General features: G+C 69.6%; 16 protein-coding genes. 7 read left to right on the top strand and 9 right to left on the bottom strand.

All coding sequences use genetic code 11. From position 1 onward, the window contains the following. Positions 1-43 precede the first annotated feature (43 nt). The 3 genes from gcvP to DIE21_RS32910 all read left to right on the top strand — a co-directional run bounded on the left by gcvP (position 44) and on the right by DIE21_RS32910 (position 5,679). Entirely contained in the window at positions 44-2,971 is a 2,928-nt protein-coding gene (gene gcvP, locus DIE21_RS32920; protein ID WP_124501595.1) for an aminomethyl-transferring glycine dehydrogenase, read from the top strand. 152 nt (positions 2,972-3,123) lie between these two features. Then, the gene (locus tag DIE21_RS32915; RefSeq protein ID WP_124501594.1) at positions 3,124-4,260 is read left to right on the top strand and encodes an alginate lyase family protein; all 1,137 of its coding nucleotides are present in this window, start codon (positions 3,124-3,126) and stop codon (positions 4,258-4,260) included. A gap of 30 nt (positions 4,261-4,290) precedes the next feature. Then, a complete protein-coding gene (locus DIE21_RS32910; RefSeq protein WP_124501593.1) occupies positions 4,291-5,679 on the top strand; it encodes an L-serine ammonia-lyase in 1,389 nt (462 codons plus the stop codon). 67 nt (positions 5,680-5,746) lie between these two features. On the opposite strand, the gene DIE21_RS32905 is transcribed toward DIE21_RS32910, so the two are convergent. Together DIE21_RS32905 and vapB are read right to left on the bottom strand one after the other, a co-directional pair. Next, positions 5,747-6,148, bottom strand: a complete 402-nt coding sequence (locus DIE21_RS32905) for a type II toxin-antitoxin system VapC family toxin (protein WP_124501592.1) — start codon at positions 6,146-6,148, stop codon at positions 5,747-5,749. Further along, positions 6,148-6,384, bottom strand: a complete 237-nt coding sequence (vapB, locus tag DIE21_RS32900; RefSeq protein WP_124501591.1) for a type II toxin-antitoxin system VapB family antitoxin — start codon at positions 6,382-6,384, stop codon at positions 6,148-6,150. Before vapB ends, DIE21_RS32905 begins: the two co-directional genes overlap by 1 nt. 408 nt (positions 6,385-6,792) lie before the next feature. On the opposite strand from vapB, the gene DIE21_RS32895 reads away from it, so the two are divergent. Then, positions 6,793-8,496: a thiamine pyrophosphate-binding protein gene (locus DIE21_RS32895; RefSeq protein WP_124501590.1), complete on the top strand. Its 1,704-nt coding sequence runs from the start codon at positions 6,793-6,795 to the stop codon at positions 8,494-8,496. Beyond that, the gene (locus DIE21_RS32890; RefSeq protein ID WP_124501589.1) at positions 8,493-9,587 is read left to right on the top strand and encodes a glycosyltransferase family 9 protein; all 1,095 of its coding nucleotides are present in this window, start codon (positions 8,493-8,495) and stop codon (positions 9,585-9,587) included. The genes DIE21_RS32895 and DIE21_RS32890 overlap by 4 nt, the downstream gene beginning before the upstream one ends. A 60-nt stretch (positions 9,588-9,647) precedes the next feature. Here the strand turns inward: DIE21_RS32890 and DIE21_RS32885 are convergent, their stop codons facing one another. From DIE21_RS32885 to DIE21_RS32870, 3 genes are all read right to left on the bottom strand, one after another. Continuing rightward, a complete protein-coding gene (locus DIE21_RS32885; protein ID WP_124501588.1) occupies positions 9,648-10,682 on the bottom strand; it encodes a helix-turn-helix domain-containing protein in 1,035 nt (344 codons plus the stop codon). A 184-nt stretch (positions 10,683-10,866) separates the two neighbouring features. Next, a complete protein-coding gene (locus tag DIE21_RS32875; RefSeq protein WP_124501587.1) occupies positions 10,867-11,409 on the bottom strand; it encodes a hypothetical protein in 543 nt (180 codons plus the stop codon). 333 nt (positions 11,410-11,742) lie between these two features. After that, positions 11,743-13,269 (bottom strand): aldehyde dehydrogenase family protein, encoded by a 1,527-nt coding sequence (locus DIE21_RS32870; RefSeq protein ID WP_124501586.1) that lies wholly within the window; start codon positions 13,267-13,269, stop codon positions 11,743-11,745. Positions 13,270-13,587: 318 nt separating this feature from the next. Between DIE21_RS32870 and DIE21_RS32865 the strand changes: the two genes are divergently transcribed. Then, a complete protein-coding gene (locus DIE21_RS32865) occupies positions 13,588-14,016 on the top strand; it encodes a pyridoxamine 5'-phosphate oxidase family protein (RefSeq protein ID WP_124501585.1) in 429 nt (142 codons plus the stop codon). A 247-nt stretch (positions 14,017-14,263) separates the two neighbouring features. On the opposite strand, the gene DIE21_RS32860 is transcribed toward DIE21_RS32865, so the two are convergent. Then, complete coding sequence (locus DIE21_RS32860) at positions 14,264-15,871, bottom strand: MFS transporter (protein ID WP_124501584.1); 1,608 nt, start codon at positions 15,869-15,871, stop codon at positions 14,264-14,266. A 146-nt stretch (positions 15,872-16,017) separates the two neighbouring features. Here DIE21_RS32860 and DIE21_RS32855 point away from each other — a divergent pair, with 146 nt between their 5' ends. Beyond that, entirely contained in the window at positions 16,018-16,902 is an 885-nt protein-coding gene (locus DIE21_RS32855) for a LysR family transcriptional regulator (protein ID WP_124501583.1), read from the top strand. 30 nt (positions 16,903-16,932) lie between these two features. Here the strand turns inward: DIE21_RS32855 and eutC are convergent, their stop codons facing one another. From eutC to eat, 3 genes are all read right to left on the bottom strand, one after another. Continuing rightward, the gene (gene eutC, locus DIE21_RS32850) at positions 16,933-17,727 is read right to left on the bottom strand and encodes an ethanolamine ammonia-lyase subunit EutC (RefSeq protein ID WP_124501582.1); all 795 of its coding nucleotides are present in this window, start codon (positions 17,725-17,727) and stop codon (positions 16,933-16,935) included. Continuing rightward, positions 17,724-19,121 (bottom strand): ethanolamine ammonia-lyase subunit EutB, encoded by a 1,398-nt coding sequence (locus DIE21_RS32845; RefSeq protein ID WP_124501581.1) that lies wholly within the window; start codon positions 19,119-19,121, stop codon positions 17,724-17,726. The genes eutC and DIE21_RS32845 overlap by 4 nt, the downstream gene beginning before the upstream one ends. Before the next feature lie 111 nt (positions 19,122-19,232). Then, complete coding sequence (gene eat / locus DIE21_RS32840; RefSeq protein ID WP_124501580.1) at positions 19,233-20,645, bottom strand: ethanolamine permease; 1,413 nt, start codon at positions 20,643-20,645, stop codon at positions 19,233-19,235. Positions 20,646-20,854 lie beyond the last annotated feature (209 nt).

Below are 20,854 nucleotides of genomic sequence, written 5' to 3'. Positions count from 1 at the left end.
TGCGCGGCCGGCCAGCCGGCCCGCGCGGGACCAGAGTCACGCCATGAAGCTCGAACACCCGGACCGCCTGATGAACCGCACGCCCCTCTCGCTCGCCGCGCTCGAAACGCACGACGCGTTCGCAGAACGCCACATCGGCCCCGATGCCGCCAGCCAGCAGGCCATGCTCGACACGCTCGGCTTCGCGTCGCGCGCCGCGCTGATCGACGCCGTGATCCCGGCCTCGATCCGCCGTGCCGAAGCGCTGCCGCTCGGCCCGTTCGCGCAACCGAAAAGCGAGGCCGAAGCCCTCGCCGCGCTGCGCGCCCTCGCGGACAAGAACCAGGTGTTCCGCTCGTATATCGGCCAGGGCTATTACGACTCGCACACGCCGGCCGTGATCCTGCGCAACGTGCTCGAAAACCCGGCGTGGTACACGGCCTACACGCCGTACCAGCCCGAAATTTCCCAGGGTCGCCTCGAGGCGCTCCTGAACTTCCAGCAGATGGTCGCCGACCTCACGGGCCTCGCGATCTCGAACGCGTCGCTGCTGGATGAAGCCACCGCCGCGGCCGAAGCGATGACGCTGCTGCAGCGCACCGGCAAGCCGGCGTCGAACGTGTTCTACGTCGCCGACGACGTGCTGCCGCAGACGCTCGAAGTGATCCGCACGCGCGCGCTGCCGATCGGCATCGAGGTCAAGACGGGCCCGGCGGCCGACGCCGCGCAGGCCAACGCGTTCGGCGTGCTGCTGCAATACCCGGGCGTGAACGGCGACGTGCGCGACTACCGCGCGCTCACCGAAGCGATCCACGCGGCCGGCGGCCACGTCGTCGTCGCGGCCGACCTGCTCGCGCTGACCGTACTGACGCCGCCCGGCGAATGGGGCGCGGACGTCGCGGTCGGCAACACGCAGCGCTTCGGCGTGCCGATGGGCTTCGGCGGCCCGCACGCCGCCTACATGGCCGTGCGTGACGAATTCAAGCGCCAGATGCCGGGCCGCCTCGTCGGCGTGACCGTCGACGCGCAGGGCAAGCCCGCGCTGCGCCTCGCGCTGCAGACCCGCGAACAGCACATCCGCCGCGAGAAGGCGACGTCGAACGTGTGTACCGCGCAGGCGCTGCTCGCGATCATGGCGAGCATGTACGCGGTCTACCACGGCCCGCACGGCCTGAAGACGATCGCGCTGCGCGTGAACCGCATCGCGGCGCTCCTCGCCGCCGGCGTGAAGCAGCTTGGCTTCGCGACCGTCAACGACACGTTCTTCGACACGCTGACGATCGACACCGGCTCGCGCACCGCGCAGGTCCACGCATTCGCGAAGGCCGCGCGCATCAACCTGCGCCGCGTGAGCGACACGCAAGTCGGCGTGTCGGTCGACGAAACGACGACCCGCGACGACCTCGCCGATCTCCTCGCCGTGTTCGCGCAGGCCGCGGGCGGCACCGCGCCGGGCGTCGACGCGCTGGATGCGGGCCTCGCCGGCGTCGCCGCGCTGCCGGCCGGCCTCGAGCGCACGAGCGCGTACCTGACGCACCACGTGTTCAACCGCCATCATTCCGAAACCGAAATGCTGCGCTACCTGCGCAGCCTGTCGGACAAGGATCTGGCGCTCGACCGCTCGATGATCCCGCTCGGCTCGTGCACGATGAAGCTGAATGCGACGTCGGAAATGCTGCCGGTCACATGGCCCGAATTCGGCGCGATCCACCCGTTCGCGCCGGCCGAGCAGACCGCCGGCTACCGCGAGATGATCGACCAGCTCGAGCAGATGCTCGTCGCGGCCACCGGCTACGCGGCCGTGTCGCTGCAGCCGAACGCCGGCTCGCAGGGCGAGTACGCGGGCCTGCTGATCATCCACGCGTACCACGCATCGCGCGGCGAAGCGCATCGCGACGTGTGCCTGATCCCGGCGTCCGCGCACGGCACGAACCCGGCGTCCGCCCACATGGCCGGCATGAAGGTCGTGGTCGTCGCCTGCGACGCGCAGGGCAACGTCGACATCGACGACCTGAAGGCGAAGGCCGAGCAGCACGCGAACGACCTCGCGGCGATCATGATCACGTATCCGTCGACGCACGGCGTGTTCGAGCAGAACGTCCGCGAGATCTGCGAGATCGTCCACGCGCATGGCGGCCAGGTATACGTCGACGGCGCGAACATGAACGCGATGGTCGGCCTGACCGCGCCGGGCCAGTTCGGCGGCGACGTGTCGCACCTGAACCTGCACAAGACCTTCTGCATCCCGCACGGCGGCGGCGGCCCGGGCGTCGGCCCGGTCGCGGTCGGCGCGCACCTCGCGAAGTTCCTGCCGAACCAGCGTTCGAGCGGCTACGCGCGCGGCGAGGAAGGCATCGGCGCGGTATCGGCCGCGCCGTACGGCTCGGCGTCGATCCTGCCGATCTCGTGGATGTACATCGCGATGATGGGCGCGAAGAACCTGACCGCCGCCACCGAAACCGCGATCCTCAACGCGAACTACATCGCGAAGCGCCTCGCGCCGCACTACCCGGTGCTGTACTCGGGCCCGGGCGGGCTGGTCGCGCACGAGTGCATTCTCGACCTGCGTCCGATCAAGGACACGAGCGGCATCAGCGTCGACGACGTCGCGAAGCGCCTGATGGACTACGGCTTCCACGCGCCGACGATGAGCTTCCCGGTGCCGGGCACGCTGATGGTCGAACCGACCGAATCGGAATCGCAGGAAGAACTCGACCGCTTCATCGCCGCGATGATCGCGATCCGCGACGAAATCCGCGCGGTCGAGGAAGGCCGCGCCGACCGCGAGGACAACCCGCTGCGTCACGCGCCGCACACGGCAGCCGTCGTCACCGCGAACGAATGGCCGCACGCGTACTCGCGCGAGCAGGCGGCGTACCCGGTCGCCTCGCTCGGCACGAACAAGTACTGGCCGCCGGTCGGCCGTGCGGACAACGCTTACGGCGACCGCAACCTGTTCTGCTCGTGCGTGCCGATGTCGGAATACGCATAACGCCCGCCGCGCGCCGGAGTCCGGTCGTGACCACACCGCACGCAACCGCAGGTTGCGTGCGGTTTTTGCATTCGCCGCCCGGTCATCCGGTTCACGCGCGTCCGCCAATCCGGCTAACATCACACGCGATCCAGCCAATCAAGGAGTTCCGCATGGTGCGTCCGATGTTTCCGGGCCATGGTGCAACGCAGGAGCGGCCGCGCACGCGCCGCTTCATGCCGCTGCTCGTCGCGTCGCTGTCGTTTGCCGCCGCCGGCCTCGGTACGGCCGGCAGCGCGCGCGCGGCGATGAATTTCTGCGCGGCGCCCGCGCTGCAGGCGAGCGAGACGACCCAGGCCGAGCCGGGGGTGCAGGCGTTGATCCGCAGCGTCGACGCGCGCATCGGCGAGCAGCCGAAGGCGATGCCGCGCGTGCACACCGAGGGCACGTTGCCGCACGAGGGCATCCACGACCAGAGCGCCGACGCGCTGAAGGACATGGAGCTGATGCGCGACGCCGCGCTCGCGTGGCGCGTGACGAATGCGCCGCGCTACCTGCAGCTCGTCGACCGCTTCCTGTCCGCGTGGGTGTCGACCTACCAGCCGAGCTTCAACCCGATCGACGAGACGCGCTTCGACAGCCTGATCGTCGCGTACGACATGACGGCGAGCGCGCTGCCGGTCAAGACGCGCAACGCGACCGCGGCGTTCATCGCGAAGCTCGGCGCCGGCTATGTCGCGCAGATCGACGCGCAGAAGCGCCCGCTCGCCGGCACGTGGCGCAACAACTGGCAGAGCCACCGGATCAAGCTGATCGCGCTGTCCGCGTTCACGCTCGGCGACCGCAGGATGATGAACGCCGCCCAGCGGCTGTTCGTCGAGCATCTCGCCGACAACATCGGCCCGGACGGCAAGACCTGGGATTTCGACGAACGCGATGCGCTGCACTACGCGGTGTACGACCTGCAGCCGCTGGTGACGGCCGCGCTCGCCGCGCGCCGCTTCAACCGCAACTGGCTGCGCGAGCGCGGCGCGAACGGCGCGACGCTCGCGGCCGCGCTCGACTGGCTCGTGCCGTACGCGCTCGGCGAGAAGACGCACGAGGAATTCGTGAATTCGCCGGTGCCGTTCGACGCGAAGCGCCGCGAAGCCGGCTTGCCGGGCTACGCGGGGCAGTGGGACCCGAAAAACGCCACTGAACTCTTTCATCTGGCCGCGCGGCTCGACGGGCGCTATGCCCGCGTCGCGCGGCAGTTATCCGTCATGCCGCCGGCGTGGCTGGCCGCGTGCCTGCCATTGCAGGCGCGCTAGCATTATTCTTAAAGCAAGGCAGGAATCGAAATGGCAGTCAGCGTGTTTGACCTCTTCAAGATCGGCATCGGCCCGTCCAGTTCGCATACGGTCGGACCGATGCGCGCGGCGCTGATGTTCGTCCAGGGCCTCGAGCACGACGGGCTGCTCGACGCGACGGCCAATGTGAAGGTCGAGCTGTACGGCTCGCTCGGCGCGACCGGCAAGGGCCACGGCACCGACCGCGGCGTGATGCTCGGACTGCTCGGTGACGCGCCCGACACCGTCGTTCCCGACACGATCGACGCGCGGCTCGAAGACGTCCGCAAGTCGAAGAAGCTCGCGCTGCTCGGCACGCATCCGGTGCCGTTCGTGCTGAAGGAGAACATCGCGTTCTACCGGCAGGCGCTGCCCGAGCACCCGAACGGGATGAAGCTGCGCGCGTCCGACGCGAACGGCGACGTGCTGGTCGAGCGCACCTACCTGTCGGTCGGCGGCGGCTTCGTCGTGACGGCCGGCGCGCCGAACACGAAGGTGCTGAGCGCGGCCGAGCAGATGGCGCACCCGTTCCGCACCGGCGCCGAGCTGCTTGCGCTGACCGAGTCGACCGGCAAATCGATCGCGCAGCTGATGTGGGAAAACGAGCGCGCGTGGCACACCGAGGAAGAGACGCGCGACGGGTTGCTGAAGATCTGGGCCGTGATGCAGTCGTGCGTGTCGCGCGGCTGCGGGATCGGCAACCCGGACGCCGACGGCAACCTGCCCGGCCCGCTCCAGGTCAAGCGGCGCGCGCCGCAGCTGTATCGCGCGCTGACCGGCAACCCCGAACAGGCGCTGCAGGATCCGCTGTCGATGGTCGACTGGATCAACCTGTACGCGATCGCGGTCAACGAGGAAAACGCGGCCGGCGGCCGCGTCGTCACCGCGCCGACCAACGGCGCGGCCGGCATCATCCCCGCCGTGCTGCACTACTACACGCGCTTCACGCCGGGCGCGAACGAACAGGGCGTGATCGACTTCCTGCTGACGGCCGCCGCGATCGGCATTCTGTACAAGCTCAACGCATCGATTTCGGGTGCGGAAGTGGGCTGCCAGGGCGAAGTGGGCGTCGCGTGCTCGATGGCGGCCGGCGCGCTCGCGGCCGTGCTCGGCGGCACGCCGCGCCAGGTCGAGAACGCGGCCGAGATCGGGATGGAGCACAACCTCGGCCTCACCTGCGACCCGGTCGGCGGGATGGTGCAGATCCCGTGCATCGAGCGCAACGCGATGGCGTCGGTGAAGGCCGTCAACGCGGCGCGCATGGCGCTGCGCGGCGACGGCTCGCACTACGTGTCGCTCGACTCGGTGATCAAGACGATGCGCGAGACGGGCGCCGACATGAAGACGAAGTACAAGGAAACGTCGCGCGGCGGGCTGGCGGTGAATATCGTCGAGTGCTGATGCCGGATCCGGCGGCAATGCGGGGCGGATCGATATCCCGCATTACCGTCGGACGCAGCAGCGGACATTAATCGTTCAGCCAGTTCTCCAGCCGCAATCCCGGGTAGCTGACAAAATCCCGCTCGTTGTTGGTCACGAGGGCCACATCGAGCGACACCGCATGCGCGGCGATCAATTTGTCGAGATGATCCTTCTTCCGCTCGCGGGTTGCGTCGCGGACCGGACCGTACGCTTGCGCAGCCGCGACGTCGAACGGAGCAACGGGAATATCGTCGATCAGCGCGGCAAGATTGCGACGCGCCCGCGCAGGACTCGCACATGCGGCGACGCCGTACTCGAGCTCGGCATACGTAATCGCCGACATCACGACCTCCCCCGTGTAGCACTGCGCAAATCGTTTCGCCACCTGCTCAGGCTGATTCTTCATCAGATAGATGCACATGTTGGTGTCGAGCATATAGCGCGGCATCACAACCCCTCGCGATCGGCTTGCTCCTGGTCGCCACGCCCTTCGACCATGAAATCCGGTCCGAATTTCGCGAATTTCTCAAGTACGTGGGTCAACGGCCGCCGTGTCGGCCGAATACGGATTTCGTCACCCACGCGCTCGATTTCCAGTTCGATATCGCTGCGCTCATAAGCAAGGTCCGCAGGAATTCGCACGGCCTGCGAGTTGCCGTTCCGAAATACCCTCGTGGTATGCATGTCGACCTCTCGCCGGATGTACACAGGATGTACATTATACAGCGCGACGCGCAATGTAAATCCATGTGTGTACATAACACGCCTTCCCGTGGAATTCTGATCGATCCGCCAACATCGATTCGCCGGCCAACAGCGACACACCAATCCAGCCTCACCTCCCCCGGCAGGCGAGCCGGCGGTAGATATCGTGCATCACGGCCACTGCCGTCGGGCATGCAGCATCGAGACAGCCGCCCGGCCCGACATCCGTAGCGCTCACTTTCCACCGTCGTGCAAGCGCGCACAAGCTGGCCGTTCGGCTATCCGAAGCCGGGGCGCGCGACCCGAACCATCCACGTTCCGGCACTTTTCACCGGCCCGCCAACGGGCGTAAGCTGTACGTCCCGCTACCCAGGGAGACGGCAGCCCATGTCGCATTCCAAGGATCTCGAGCCGCGCGCCACCACCGGTGCGCGCCTGCTCGTCGATGCGTTGCTCGCCAATCACGTCGAACGCGTGTTCTGCGTGCCCGGCGAGAGCTTCCTCGCCGTACTCGACGCGCTGGCGGACGACACCGCGCGCATCCAGACGGTCGTCTGCCGGCACGAAGCGGCGGCCGCGAACATGGCCGAGGCGGTCGGCAAGCTGACCGGCCGCCCCGGCATCGCGTTCGTCACGCGCGGGCCCGGCGCGACCCATGCGTCGATCGGCGTGCACACCGCGTTCCAGGACTCGACGCCGATGATCCTGTTCGTCGGCCAGTGCGCACGCGAGCACCTCGACCGTGAAGCCTTCCAGGAAATCGACTACCGCCGGATGTTCGGCCAGATGGCCAAATGGGTCGCGCAGATCGACGACCCGCGCCGCATTCCCGAATACCTGAGCCACGCGTTCCACGTCGCGACGTCCGGCCGCCCCGGCCCGGTCGTGCTCGCGCTGCCGGAGGACGTGCTGTCCGAAGCGTGCGTGTCGCAGCCCGTCGTGCCGGCCGCGAAACGCGTCGCGGCGTCGCCGTCGGCCGCGCAGCTCGATGAGTTGCGCGAACGGCTCGCGCGCGCCGAGCGGCCGTTCGTGATCGTCGGCGGCAGCGGCTGGACGCCCGACGCATGCGCGAACCTGCGCACCTTCATCGAGCGCTGGCAGCTGCCGGTCGCGTGCGCGTTCCGCTTCCAGGACACCTTCGACAATGCGCATCCGAACTACGCGGGCGACGTCGGCCTCGGGATCAATCCCGCGCTCGGCAAGCGGATCCGCGACGCCGACCTGCTGCTGGTGCTCGGCCCGCGCCTCGGCGAAGCGACGACGGGCGGCTATACGCTGCTCGACATCCCGAAGACGCGCCAGACGCTGATCCACGTGCACCAGGGCGCCGACGAGCTCGGCCGCGTGTATGCGGCCGACCTGCCGATCGTGTCGGGGATGCCGGAGATCGCGGCGCCGCTCGCCGCGCTCGAACCGCCGGCGCCCCCCGCGTGGGCCGGCACGGCCGCCGATGCGCACCGCGCGTACCGCGAATGGCATGCGCCGCTGCCGATGTCCGGCGACGTCCAGCTCGGCGACGTGATGGTGCAGTTGCGCGAGCGCCTGCCGCACGACGCGATCCTGACCAACGGCGCCGGCAACTATGCGATCTGGTTGCATCGCCACTTCGCGTACCGGCACTTCCGCTCGCAGCTCGCGCCGACCAGCGGCGCGATGGGCTACGGGCTGCCCGCCGCGCTCGCCGCGAAGTCGCTGTATCCGGCGCGGGCCGTCGTCGCGCTCGCTGGGGACGGCTGCTTCATGATGGCCGGCAACGAGCTCGCGACCGCGATGCAGTATGGGCTGAACATCGTCACGATCGTCGTCAACAACGGGCATTTCGGCACGATCCGCATGCATCAGGAGCGCAACTACCCGGGCCGCGTGCACGGCACGGGGCTCACGAACCCCGATTTCGCCGCGTATGCGCGCGCGTTCGGCGCGCATGGCGAGACGGTAGAGCGCACCGCCGACTTCGCGCCGGCACTGGAACGTGCACTGACCTGCGGGCTGCCGGCGCTGATCGAGATCCGCATCCCGCAGGACGCCAGCACGCCGGCCGCGACGCTCGAGCAGATCCGCGAGCAGGGCCGCCGCGCACGCGGCGAATGACCGTGGGAATGTGCGCCGCACCGGCCGGCCTCGCGTTGTCGCACGACGATGCGCTCGTCTACCGCGGCACGCTGCTCGCGCCCGACGGTACGCTCGTCGCGCCCTACGACCTCGAGCACGGCAGCGATCGCGCGGAAGGCTACGTGCCGGCCGCGCCGGCGCTCGGCCTGCTGCATGCCGTCCATCGGCCGTTCCGGCTCGACTACGACCGCACGCCGGACGTGCACGTGATCAACGGGATGGGCGTCGCGCTCGGCGACTCGGTGATCGGGCTGACCGCCCTCGCCGCGCTGCGCGCGATGCATCCCGGCCTGCGCTTCACGCTGTACCGGCCGGCCCGCGCGCCGCGCTACGTCGACGCGCTGTATGCGCTCGCGGCCGACGTCGTCGCGCCGTCGCGGGCGCTGCCGTATGCCGTCGACGCGCTGCCCGCGCACGCGCCGTGCATCGATCTCGGCAATCACCTGTACTGGCCCGCGTTCGCGCGGCAGCCGATGATCGACTTCTTTCTCGACGCACTGGGCGTGGATCCGGCCACGGTGCCCGCCGCGGCGAAGCGCAATCGCTGGCTCGCGCGACTGCGGCTGCCCGCGCTGCCGGCCGAATGGCAGCGGCCATACGTGTTGTTCTGCCCGGCCGCGAGCACCGCGGTGCGCAGCGTGCCGCCCGCGCTGCGCGCGGCATTCGTGGCGCGACTCGTGCGGCGTTACGGGCTGCCGGTGGTCGGGTTCGGCCCCGTCGCACATCCCGCCTACGTCGATGCGAGCCGCGACGCGACCGACACCGCGCGCTTCATTGCCTGGGTGAAGGGTGCCAGCGTGCTGTTCGCGCCCGACACGGCCGCGCTGCATCTCGCGGACGGCTTCGACGTGCCGACGCTCGGCTGCTTCACGACGATCGGGCCGGCGCTGCGCGTGCGCAACTATCCGCACTGCGTGCCGGTCGCGCTCGACGTGCCGGCCGAATTGCATGGGCTGCATCGCAGCGAGCGGCCGGACGATCTCGCGGCGGTCGAGGCCGCTTACCGGGCGATCGACTGGGATGCATTGCCGTGGCCGGCGCCACGCGAAGCGGCCGCCGCGGCCGAATAGAAAAACGGAAGTCGCCTGAAAGATCGAACGCGCGGCGGCATCCACGCGCCGCCGCCCCGTTCACCCGGCCGTCACCATCACGGCACGATCGCGCAGCGTCTCCGACGGCCGCTTGCCGAACAGCCGCCGGTAGTCGGTCGCGAACTGGCTCAGGTGCCAGAAGCCCCACGCCTCCGCGACGTCCTGCACCGAGCCGGCCGCCCGCCCGCACAGGTCGCGCCGCGCGCCGTTCAGCCGCAGCGTGCGCAGGTAGGTCGCGGGCGCCATGCCGAGCACGTCCTGGAAGCAGTACTGCAGCGTGCGCCGGCTCACGAGCAACTGCTCGCACAGCTCGGGCACGCCGACCGGGCGCGTGCGGTGCGCGAGCACGTAGTCGCGCGCCTGCTCGACGATCCAGCGCCGCGTCGACGGCGCGCCGCCGGCACCGTCGTCCGCCGGTTGCGCGCACGCGTCGAACAGCGCGGCCAGCACCTCGGCCTGCAGGTCGTCGCGCTGCGCGTCGGGCAGCGGCCCGCCCACGGCCGCCGCGCCGTCGAGCCGGCGGCCGAGCAGCGCGCACAGGCGCGCGAGCCGCGTATCGCCGACCTGGATCACGCGCTGCGTGAACAGCCGCTCGTCGAGCGCGCGGCGTTCGACTTCCTCCGCGTAACGGCGCAGCACGTCGCCGCGCACGACGACGCCGTAGATCGAGAACTGCGCGGGCGTCAGCAGTTCGAATTCGACGTTGCCGGGCCGGAACGCGAGTGCGCCGGGCCCGATGCGGCACGCATCGACGCGCGCGGTGCCGTCGCTGACCAGCGGGATGCCGAACCAGTACGCGTCGCCGCGCACCTCGCACGCCTGCCGCAGCAGGTGGCTGGTCGATTCGCGAAACAGCTTCATCGTGTCGAGCGGCAGCTCGGTCAGCGTGCCGACGAAGCGGCCGGCCGCGAGCTGGTCGTAGGTCTGCCGCCAGCCGATCAGGTTGCGCGCCTGCTCGTCGGCATCGTGCGCGACGCTGACCACGGCCTGGCCGGCCAGCGCGTCGTCACCCTGCGCGCTGCATCGCGTGTCTTCGGCCGTCGGCTCGGCCATGCACTCCACTCGTTGATCCATCGTGTTCTCCTCACCTGCCCGGGACCGCGTCCATCACGCAAGTCCCGTGCCGAACCGCGCGGTCCGGCGACAAGCCCGTCATTCCACGCCGTGCGGCCGATGCGCGCCATGCGGGCGCACCCGGGGGCGGCGTTCCGCGCACCGCGCGGGTGCGGCCTGCGCCGCCGGGGGGCCCGGCCACGCGCTACGCGCCCGGCCTCAACCGCACGACCCGCGTGCCGCAGTTGCCGTACGCCTGCGCGACCGCCAGTTCGACGATCGGACTGCCCGCCCGCCAGGGCGCCGCGTCCGCTTCCTGCAGATCGGTCCGCAACGTCGCGAGGCCGTTGATCCGGTAGCGGATGCCGCGCACGAAATCGATGAACAGCAGCCCGACGCCGCTGCCGTCGCACGCGAGCGCATCGATCCGGTTGCCGTCGCCGTGCGTCGGCAGCGCGAAGCGCAGCGTCTTCGTGTCGATCACGCGCACGACCGGCCACAGATCGCCGTTCGCGTCGCGCAGGCCCTGCACGATGTCGCAGGTCACGCGCGCCGCGCCGCCGCACGTCGTGCCGACGAACATGAACGGCTGCGATTCGACGAACTGGCGCACGCCGATGCTCAGCCGCGTCGTCACGACGTCGCTCATCCGCTCGGCTTCGTCGGCGACGCCGAACCGGTGATGGGCGTCGAGTTCGCCCGCGTGAAACACCGGGTGACGCGAAATGGATCGGGGCGGTTCTGCCATGCGGGTTTCCGTCGGGGCCATCGGTGCGCAATGCGGCCGCGAACGCGCGACGGCCGGAGCGGTTGCCGAGGCCGGCCGCCAGCGACGCACGGCCGACGCCTCGTATCGAATCTCGAAACGCGAACACGGCGAAGTACCGGACGAACGGTCGTCAGCACATTGCCGCCTCGCCGCGGACACCGCCCGGCGGCCGGACAGCCATCGCCCGGCCGTCGCACCTTCCGCGGAAAGCCGGCGCAGGACGCGTCGCCGCCGTCCGGAACCGGCCGCCATACCGGGCAGCGTTGCGCTGCCGCCCGGCCGGCCCCGGCACTTCGCCACCTGCTCCGGCGATCAGAAGAACCCGAGCGCCTCGGCCTGGTAGCTGACCAGCAGGCACTTCGTCTGCTGATAGTTCGACAGCGCCATCTTGTGCGTCTCGCGACCGATGCCCGACTGCTTGTAGCCGCCGAACGCCGCGTGCGCCGGGTACAGGTGGTAGCAGTTGGTCCACACGCGGCCGGCCTCGATCTCGCGGCCCATCCGGTACGCACGCGTGCCGTTGCGCGTCCACACGCCCGCGCCGAGCCCGTAGAACGTGTCGTTCGCGAGTTCGATCGCTTCCTGCTCGTCCTTGAACGTCATCACCGACGCGACCGGCCCGAAGATCTCTTCCTGGAACACGCGCATCTTGTTGTTGCCGAGCAGCATCGTCGGCTTCACGTAGTAGCCCGTGCCGAGGTCGGCCGCCGGTGCCGTGCGCTCGCCGCCCGTCAGGCATTGCGCGCCTTCGCCGCGGCCGATGTCGATGTACGACAGGATCTTGTCGAGCTGCTGCTGCGACGCCTGCGCGCCGATCATCGTCTGCAGGTCGAGCGGGTGGCCGGCCTTGATGCGCTCGACGCGCGCGACGGCCTTCTCGATGAACTTCTCGTAGATCGACTCCTGGATCAGGATCCGCGACGGGCACGTGCACACTTCGCCCTGGTTCAGCGCGAACATCGCGAGGCCTTCGAGCGTCTTGTCGAGGAACGCGTCGTCCTGGTCGAGCACGTCGGCGAAGAAGATGTTCGGGCTCTTGCCGCCGAGTTCGACCGTCGACGGGATCAGGTTCTCGGCCGCCGTGCGCAGGATGTGCTTGCCGACCGGCGTCGAGCCGGTGAACGCGATCTTCGCGATCCGCTTGCTGGTCGCGAGCGCCTCGCCCGCTTCCTTGCCGAAGCCGTTCACGATGTTGATCGTGCCGGCCGGGAACAGGTCGCCGATCAGCTCCATCAGCACCAGCACCGACGCGGGCGTCTGCTCGGCCGGCTTCATCACCACGCAGCAGCCGGCCGCGAGCGCCGGCGCGAGCTTCCACGCGGCCATCAGCAGCGGGAAGTTCCACGGGATGATCTGGCCGACGACGCCGAGCGGCTCGTGGAAGTGATAGGCGACGGTGTTGTCGTCGATCTCGGAAATGCCGCCTTCCTGCGCGCGGATGCAGCCCGCGAAATAGCGGAAGTGGTCGACCGCGAGCGGCAGGTCGGCCGCCATCGTCTCGCGCAGCGGCTTGCCGTTGTCGATCGTCTCGGCCACGGCCAGCAGCTTCAGGCTCTTTTCCATCCGGTCGGCGGCGGCGAGCAGCAGGTTGGCGCGCTCGGCGACCGACGTCTTGCCCCACTTGCGGCGCGCGGCGTGCGCGGCATCGAGCGCGAGCTCGATGTCGTCGGCGCCCGAGCGCGGCACGCGGCAGAACGGCTTGCCGTTGATCGGCGACACGTTCTCGAAATACTCGCCCTTCACCGGCGGAACCCACTTGCCGCCGATGTAGTTGTCGTACTGCTGACGATACGGATATTCGACGTCGAGGCCCAGTTGCTTCAGGTCAAACGGGTTCATACATGTCTCCTGTTCATCGTGCTTGTGTGAATGCAGCGCCGGTTGGATCGCGCTGCCTCGGTTTACGCAACATGCGTGCCACACCGGGCGAGAATGGAACAGGAGCGGTGCGTCCGGCCGCCCGCCGGGCGCGGTACCCGCGCACGGGCAACGAGTGTACCGATTCTGAACACCGCGACGGCACAGCGGCGCGGCGGGTGTTCGGTTTTTTCACAGCGCACCCGTGCACGCGTCGCTGCGCGCCCCGCGCGCCGCGTGGCATGTCGCTTGCGTGCGGAACGCGGATCCGCACGCAGCGGCCACGCGCCGACCGACACCATGAACGACCCCGGCCCCCTCAGCGACGACGCCGTCGCGTTCATCCGCGCACAGGCATTCCTGATCGTCGCGACCGCGAACGCGGCGGGCGACAGCGATTGCTCGTATCGCGGCCGGCAGCCGCGCGCGGACGGTTCGTTCGCCCCGCTCGTCGACCTGCCCGATCGCCGTACGCTCGTGCTGCCCGACTTCGCGGGCAACAACCTGTTCAACACGATCGGCAACCTGCTCGTGAATCCGGCGATCGCGCTGCTGTTCGTCGATTTCGTCGGGCAGACGACGTGGCTCGTGCAGGGGCGCGCGACGATCGACGAGGCGGCGGGAAGCCATGCGCATCTGTGGCCGGATGCGCTGCGCCATGTGGTCGTTGAAGTGGACAGCGTGCAGGCCCGGGCCGATGCGGCGCTGCCGCCGCTCGCGCTGGCGTGATACGCGGCGCCATGCCGTCGCAGCAGTAGAGCGGGCATGCACGAGCCGGCGCGACGCTGCGGCCGCTTGTGCCGCGTGATACGCCGGGCGGGTCGTCGATACAGGCGCACTTCAACGCCATCGCCGATAGACGCATGCGCGGCAATTCAACGCTCAACGATCATCCACGCGCGGGGCCGATCGTCAGTACGCGAATACGCGTGATCGCAGGATAGGCGGGCGCTGTCTGCAATTTCCGATACACAGCTCACCGCCCGTTTGCCTGCGCACACGCCGGTTCGTTGCGGCGTCGCGCCGGCGCTTCGCCATGCGGCGGCGCACCGTCATCGCCGCGCCCTTCCGCAACCGCCGGCCGCGCACCGAGAAACGCGAACACCACGCCCGCGCACAGCACCGTGACAACCGCAAGCCCGATCAGCAGCCGATCGAACGCGTGCGTATAGCTCGCGAGCAGCGCCGCACGCTCGACGCCCGGCAACACGGCCGCCGCGCCGCCGAGGTCGCCGGTCGCGAGCCGCGCGGCCGCCCGCAGCGTCGCATCGGACGTGCCCGCCACCGCCTGCCGCAAATCGGCGTGCGCAAGCGTCGCCAGCACCGCGCCGACGATCGCGAGCGCGATCCCCTCGCCCGCCACGCGCGTCGTGCTGAAGATCCCGGTCGCCATCCCCGCGCGCTCTTTCGGCACGACGCTGACCGACAGCCCGTCCATCAGCCCCCACGGCATGCCGGCTCCGACGCCGATCGCGAGCATCGGCGCGATCGCCGCCGGCCCCGCGCCGCCGCGCAGCGCGGCGCCCAGCCACACGAGGCCCGCCGCCGCGAGCAGGAGCCCGAGCCCCGAGATCACGCCGGCCGACAGCCAGCGCGTGAGCGTCGCCGCGACGAGCGGCACGACGAGCATCGGCGCGGAGATCGCGAGCATCAGCCAGCCCGCGCCGATCTCGCTGAAGCCGTCGATGCCGATGAAGCGCAGCGGCAGCACGACGAGCAGCACGATGTAGCAGCAGCAGGTCGACACCGGCAGCACCTGCACGCCGACGAAGCGCGGAATCCGGAACAGCGACAGGTCGAGCATCGGCCGCGCGACGCGCGTCTCGATCGCGACGAACGCGCATGCGCCGAGCGCCGCGCCCGCCAGCAGCATGACGACGAGCGGATGCGTCCAGCCGCGCGCGGGCGCCTCGATCACGCCGAACGTGAACAACGTGAGCGCGGCGGTGAACGCGGCCGTGCCGGGCCAGTCGAGCCCCGTCGCGTGCGGATCGCGCGACTCGTGCATGCGCGGCAGCCCGACCGCGAGTGACAAGGCGCCGGCCGCCGCGCCCGTGACGAAGATCGCGCGCCAGCCGTAGTGCGCGATCAGGGCGCCGGCGAGCACGGGCCCGAACGCGAGCCCGATCCCGAAGGTCGTGCCGAGCAGGCTGAACGCGCGCGTGCGCGCCGCGCCGTCGAACTCCTGCGCGAGCGCGGCCGTGCCGCCCGCGAGCGCCGCGGCCGCCGCGAGCCCCTGCGCGGCGCGCAGCAGGTCGACCGCGCGCATCGACGGCGCGAACGCGAGTGCGACCGACATCAGCGTGAAACCGCCGACGCCGATCGCGAACACGCGCTTGCGGCCGAACTGGTCGGCCAGCGCGCCCGCCGCCATCAGGAAACTGCCGAACGCGAGCATGAACGCGTTGGTGATCCAGTTCATCGCGACCGTGCCGCCGTGCAGGTCGCGCCCGATCGCGGGCGTCGCGACCGCGCCGCCCGAAAACGACAGCGGCAGCGCGACGGCGGCCATGCAGACGGCAGCCAGCACCCATGCGCGCCGGTGCGCCGACCGGGCTGAATCAGCTGAAAACGGGTGATCCATCATCGCTCCTCGAAAAGGGGGCGCGGATGCGCCTCAAGCGCGATAAAAGATAAATCCGATTCAATTATCGAAAAACCACGCAAGACTCCGGATATAACGAACTAGAATTCCGCAATGACCCGCCTCCTGCCAACCCACTCCCGTCGATGGAAAACCTGAACGGCATCGCCGCCTTCGTCCGCACCGCCGAAGCGCTCAGCTTCGTCGCGGCCGGCCGTGCGCTCGGCATTTCCGCCTCCGCCGTCGGCAAGACGATCGCGCGGCTCGAGCAGTCACTCGGCGTGCGCCTGTTCAACCGCACGACGCGGCGCGTCACGCTGACCGACGAAGGCCGCCATTTCTACGAACGCTGCCAGCGGATCCTCGAGGATTTTCGCGACGCGGAAGCGACCGTGACGGCATCCGCGCAACGCCCGCGCGGCAAGCTGCGCGTGAGCCTGCCGGTGATCGGCTACCGGTTCCTGCTGCCGGTGCTGCCCGAATTCAGGCAGCGCTATCCGGATGTGGAACTCGACCTGGATTTCAACGACCGGATGGTCGATGTCGTCGAAGGCGGTTTCGACGCGGTGATCCGCAGCGGTCCGCTGTCGGATTCGAGCCTGATGTCGCGGCGGCTCGGCCCGTTCGCGTTCGTGCTGTGCGCAACGCCCGCGTATCTCGCGCAGGCCGGCACGCCGCGGGCGCCGCACGATCTCGAAGCGCACGATTGCGTGCGCTACTGCTTTCCGACCACGGGGAAGCTGCAGGACTGGGCGCTCGCCGCCGACGACGGCACGCCGCTGAAGCTGCGCACCGCGATGACCTGCAACAACATGGAAGCGCTGCGCGGCGCGGTCATGGCGGGGCTCGGCATCGGCTACATGCCCGACTTCCTCGCGCGCGACGCGCTGGACACGGGCGCGCTCGTCACCGTGCTCGACGACTACCGGATCGCGCCGGGGCAGTTCTCGATCGTGTGGCCGTCGAGCCGGCAGTTGTCGCCGAAGCTGCGCGTGTTCGTCGACTTCCTGTGCGAGCGGCTGTTCAAGTAGACGAACGGCGCGCGCCGCACGGTCGCCCCGTCATTCCGTGCCGATCCGCTCCGCTTCCGCCTGCGGCAACAGCGCATCGCTGTCGTCCTTCAGCCCGACGCCCGTCAGGCCGAGCCGGCGCGCATGCGTCATCAGGTAATGCAGCTTGTGCGCGGCGGCGGCATGCGGCAGCCCTTCGGGCCGCACGTTCGAGATGCAGTTGCGCAGTGCGTCGTGGCAGCCGACCTTCGGCGCCCAGGTCAGGTACACGCCGAGGCTGTCCGGCGAACTGAGCCCCGGCCGCTCGCCGATCAGCATCGCGACGACCTGCGCGCGCAGCAGCTCGCCGATCTCGTCGCCGAGCGCGACGCGCGCCTGCGTCGCGACCACCACCGGCCCGATCCGCCAGCCGTCCGCGTCGAGCCGCGGGCACACGGCCCGCAGCAGCGGCAGCGCCTGTTTCGCGGCCGCGAACGCCGACAGCCCGTCGCCGACCACGAACACGACGTCCGGCGCATCGTCGAGCGCCGCGCCGTAGCCGGCCAGCAGCCCGCGGCTGTCGTCCGACAGCTTGCGGCCGAGATCGGGCCGGCGCAGATAGTGGTCGCGGTCCGGCGCGGCGCTCTGCACGCCGAGCGTCGGCAGCAGGCCGGCCGCCTCGATCTCGCGCCGCAGCGCGTCCGCGTCGAGCGGCTGGTGCACGGCGTCGCGCGCCTGCGCGTGCGACAGGTTGAACGCGAGCAGCGGCGCGGTCGGCAGGCTGTTGCCCGCGCGGCCGAGCGCGATCCGCGCATTCGTGAACGACTTCAGCTGCGCCCACGGGTTCTTTTCCACGGCGTCGCTCATGCGGAAATCCCCATCCAGTCGTTCGCGCCCGCGAGCAGCGGCACGCGCGACGTTGCCGCGCGCAGCGCGCCGTGCGCGTCGGCGATTTCCATCGTCTCGAGCCATTCCTCGAACTCGGGCGCGCGGCGCAGGCCGAGCACCTCGCGCACGTAGAGCTGGTCGTGAAACGACGTGCTCTGGTAGTTCAGCATCACGTCGTCCGCGCCCGGAATGCCCATGATGAAGTTGATGCCGGCCGCACCCAGCAGCGTGAGCAGCGTGTCCATGTCGTCCTGATCGGCTTCCGCGTGATTCGTGTAGCAGATGTCGCAGCCCATCGGCACGCCGAGCAGCTTGCCGCAGAAATGATCCTCGAGCCCCGCGCGGATGATCTGCTTGCCGTCGTACAGGTATTCGGGCCCGATGAAGCCGACCACCGTGTTCACGAGGAACGGGTCGAACTTGCGCGCCACCGCATACGCACGCACCTCGCAGGTCTGCTGGTCGACGCCGAAGTGCGCGTTCGCCGACAGCGCGCTGCCCTGGCCCGTCTCGAAGTACATCAGGTTGTTGCCGACGGTGCCGCGCCCGAGCGACAACGCGGCCTCGCGCGCCTCGCCGAGCAGCGCGAGCGAGATCCCGAAGCTCGCGTTCGCCTTCTCGGTGCCCGCGATCGACTGGAACACCAGGTCGACCGGCGCGCCCTTCTCGATCGCCGCGATCGTGTTGGTCACGTGAGTGAGCACACACGACTGCGTCGGCACGCCGTAGCGCTCGCGGAACGCGTCGATCATCGCGAGCAGCTTCACGATCGCCGCGAGGCTGTCGGTCGCCGGGTTGATGCCGATCATCGCGTCGCCGCAGCCGTACATCAGCCCGTCGAGCATCGACGCGGCGATGCCCTTCACGTCGTCGGTCGGGTGGTTCGGCTGCAGCCGCACCGACATCCGGCCGGCGAGCCCGACCGTGTTGCGAAAGCGCGTGACGACGCGACGCTTCCTCGCGGCCGCGATCAGGTCCTGGTTGCGCATCAGCTTCGACACGGCCGCGACCATCTCGGGCGTGAGGCCCGGCGCGATCCGCTCGAGCGCGGCGCCGTCGGCCGCGGGCGACAGCAGCCAGTTGCGGAAGTCGCCGACCGTCAGGTGCGAGATTTCCGCGAACGCGGCCGCGTCGTGATCGTCGAGGATCAGGCGCGTGACCTCGTCGTGTTCGTACGGAATCACCGCTTCGTTCAGGAACGCCTTCAGCGGCACGCCCGCGAGCGCGATCTTCGCGGCGACGCGCTCCTCCTCGCTCGCCGCCGCGACGCCGGCGAGCTGGTCGCCGGAGCGCAGCGGGCTCGCCTTCGCGAGCAGCGTCTTCAGGTCCGCGAAGCGGTACGTGCGCGGGCCGATCGTCTCCGTATAGGACATCGTTCGAATCTCCTTGCCAGTCCTTTCCCATCCTTGCCGAACGCCGACGGCGCGCCCGTTCGACGGGGCGCGCCGGATGCCGTCAGGAACGGCCGTTCGGGTTCGCCAGGCTCATTCCTCGAGCAGCACGTCGGCCGGCGCGCTCGCGCGCTGCGAACGGGTCGCGAGGAAGTACGCGTAGCCGAGCGCGAGGAACGCGACGAACACCATCGCCACCAGCCCGTTGAAAACCACCATCGTCCCGAGGCAAACGAGGGCCGCGACGATCGCGAATGCCGGGAAGAACGGGTACAGCGGCGCGCGGAACGGCCGCGCCATGTTCGGCTGCGAACGGCGCAGCTTGAACAGTGCCGCCATGCTTACGATATACATCACGATCGCGCCGAACACCGACATCGTCACGATGTTCGCGGTGAGCGTCTGGCCGCCGAACTGGATCAGCTCGTCGCTGTAGATCGCGGCAATCCCGACCACGCCGCCCGCGAGGATCGCGCGGTAAGGCGTCTTGAAGCGCGGATGCACCTTCGCGAGCCATTCGGGCAGGTAGCCTTCGCGGGCCAGCGCGAAGATCTGGCGCGAATAGCCGAGGATGATCCCGTGGAACGACGCGACGAGCCCGAACAGCCCGAGCCACACGAGCATGTGCATCCAGCCGCTGTTCGCGCCGACGATGTACTTCATCGCCTGCGGCAGCGGGTCGTTGATGTTCGCGAGCTTGGTCCAGTCGCCCGCGCCGCCGGCGAACACCATCACGCCGACCGCCAGCACGACGAGGGTCAGGATGCCGGCCACGTACGCGATCGGGATCGAGCGCTTCGGGTTCTTCGCCTCCTCGGCGGCCATCGCGACGCCTTCGATCGCGAGGAAGAACCAGATCGCGAACGGAATCGCCGCGAACATCCCGTGGAATGCGCCGACGCTGAAATGATCGGCACCCGACCAGCCGCCCTTCATGAAGTTGCTCCACGCGAAGCCCGGCGACACGACGCCCATGAACACCAGCAGCTCGAAGATCGCAAACAGCGTGACGACCAGCTCGAACGTCGCGGCGATCTGCACGCCGACGATGTTCAGCGCCATGAACACGAGATACGCGCCCATCGCCGCGTGTTTCGGTTCGAGCCCCGGAAACTGCACGTGCAGGTACGCGCCGATCGCGAGCGCGATCGCGGGCGGCGCGAACACGAACTCGACGAGCGTCGCGGCGCCGGCCAGGTAGCCGCCCGTCGGGCCGAACGCACGGCGCGCATACGCGAACGGGCCGCCCGCGTGCGGGATCGACGTCGTCAGTTCGGTGAAGCTGAAGATGAAGGTGGTGTACATCGCCGCGACGAACAGCGCGGTGATCACGAAACCCAGCGTGCCCGCGCTCGCCCAGCCGTAGCTCCAGCCGAAGTATTCGCCGGAAATCACGAGGCCGACCGCGATGCCCCACAGTTGCCAGGTCCCGAGCGTCTGCTGCAGCACGGGCTGGCCGGACGACTTGGCGCCGGCGGCGGGCCGGCCATTCGACTCTGCTTTCATCGGATTCTCCTGAAAGGCGCCGGCCTGCCGGCCCGCGCGACTGAGAATCGATGCTAGAGAGTCATTAAACGACGTGTTATCGAAATTCGGCAAAGATGACGACTGACGTTTCGCTGACCGCAACGCCGGCCGCGGTCGGCGGTCGGCGGTCGGCGTGCGGTGTGCGGTGTGCGGTGTGCGGTGTGCGGTGTGCGGTGTGCGGTGTGCGG

It is taken from the genome of Burkholderia sp. Bp9140 (assembly GCF_003853425.1).
GTDB lineage: Bacteria > Pseudomonadota > Gammaproteobacteria > Burkholderiales > Burkholderiaceae > Burkholderia.
The sequence above is the reverse complement of the archived record's forward strand: the minus strand, read 5'-3'. Positions and strand labels throughout refer to the sequence as shown.

Coding starts and splice junctions, on each gene's coding strand:
- gcvP (WP_124501595.1), top strand. CDS start 44: ATGAAGCTCGAACACCCGGACCGCCTGATGAACCGCACGCCCCTCTCG.
- DIE21_RS32915 (WP_124501594.1), top strand. CDS start 3,124: ATGGTGCGTCCGATGTTTCCGGGCCATGGTGCAACGCAGGAGCGGCCG.
- DIE21_RS32910 (WP_124501593.1), top strand. CDS start 4,291: ATGGCAGTCAGCGTGTTTGACCTCTTCAAGATCGGCATCGGCCCGTCC.
- DIE21_RS32905 (WP_124501592.1), bottom strand. CDS start 6,148: ATGCCGCGCTATATGCTCGACACCAACATGTGCATCTATCTGATGAAG.
- vapB (WP_124501591.1), bottom strand. CDS start 6,384: ATGCATACCACGAGGGTATTTCGGAACGGCAACTCGCAGGCCGTGCGA.
- DIE21_RS32895 (WP_124501590.1), top strand. CDS start 6,793: ATGTCGCATTCCAAGGATCTCGAGCCGCGCGCCACCACCGGTGCGCGC.
- DIE21_RS32890 (WP_124501589.1), top strand. CDS start 8,493: ATGACCGTGGGAATGTGCGCCGCACCGGCCGGCCTCGCGTTGTCGCAC.
- DIE21_RS32885 (WP_124501588.1), bottom strand. CDS start 10,682: ATGGATCAACGAGTGGAGTGCATGGCCGAGCCGACGGCCGAAGACACG.
- DIE21_RS32875 (WP_124501587.1), bottom strand. CDS start 11,409: ATGGCAGAACCGCCCCGATCCATTTCGCGTCACCCGGTGTTTCACGCG.
- DIE21_RS32870 (WP_124501586.1), bottom strand. CDS start 13,269: ATGAACCCGTTTGACCTGAAGCAACTGGGCCTCGACGTCGAATATCCG.
- DIE21_RS32865 (WP_124501585.1), top strand. CDS start 13,588: ATGAACGACCCCGGCCCCCTCAGCGACGACGCCGTCGCGTTCATCCGC.
- DIE21_RS32860 (WP_124501584.1), bottom strand. CDS start 15,871: ATGGATCACCCGTTTTCAGCTGATTCAGCCCGGTCGGCGCACCGGCGC.
- DIE21_RS32855 (WP_124501583.1), top strand. CDS start 16,018: ATGGAAAACCTGAACGGCATCGCCGCCTTCGTCCGCACCGCCGAAGCG.
- eutC (WP_124501582.1), bottom strand. CDS start 17,727: ATGAGCGACGCCGTGGAAAAGAACCCGTGGGCGCAGCTGAAGTCGTTC.
- DIE21_RS32845 (WP_124501581.1), bottom strand. CDS start 19,121: ATGTCCTATACGGAGACGATCGGCCCGCGCACGTACCGCTTCGCGGAC.
- eat (WP_124501580.1), bottom strand. CDS start 20,645: ATGAAAGCAGAGTCGAATGGCCGGCCCGCCGCCGGCGCCAAGTCGTCC.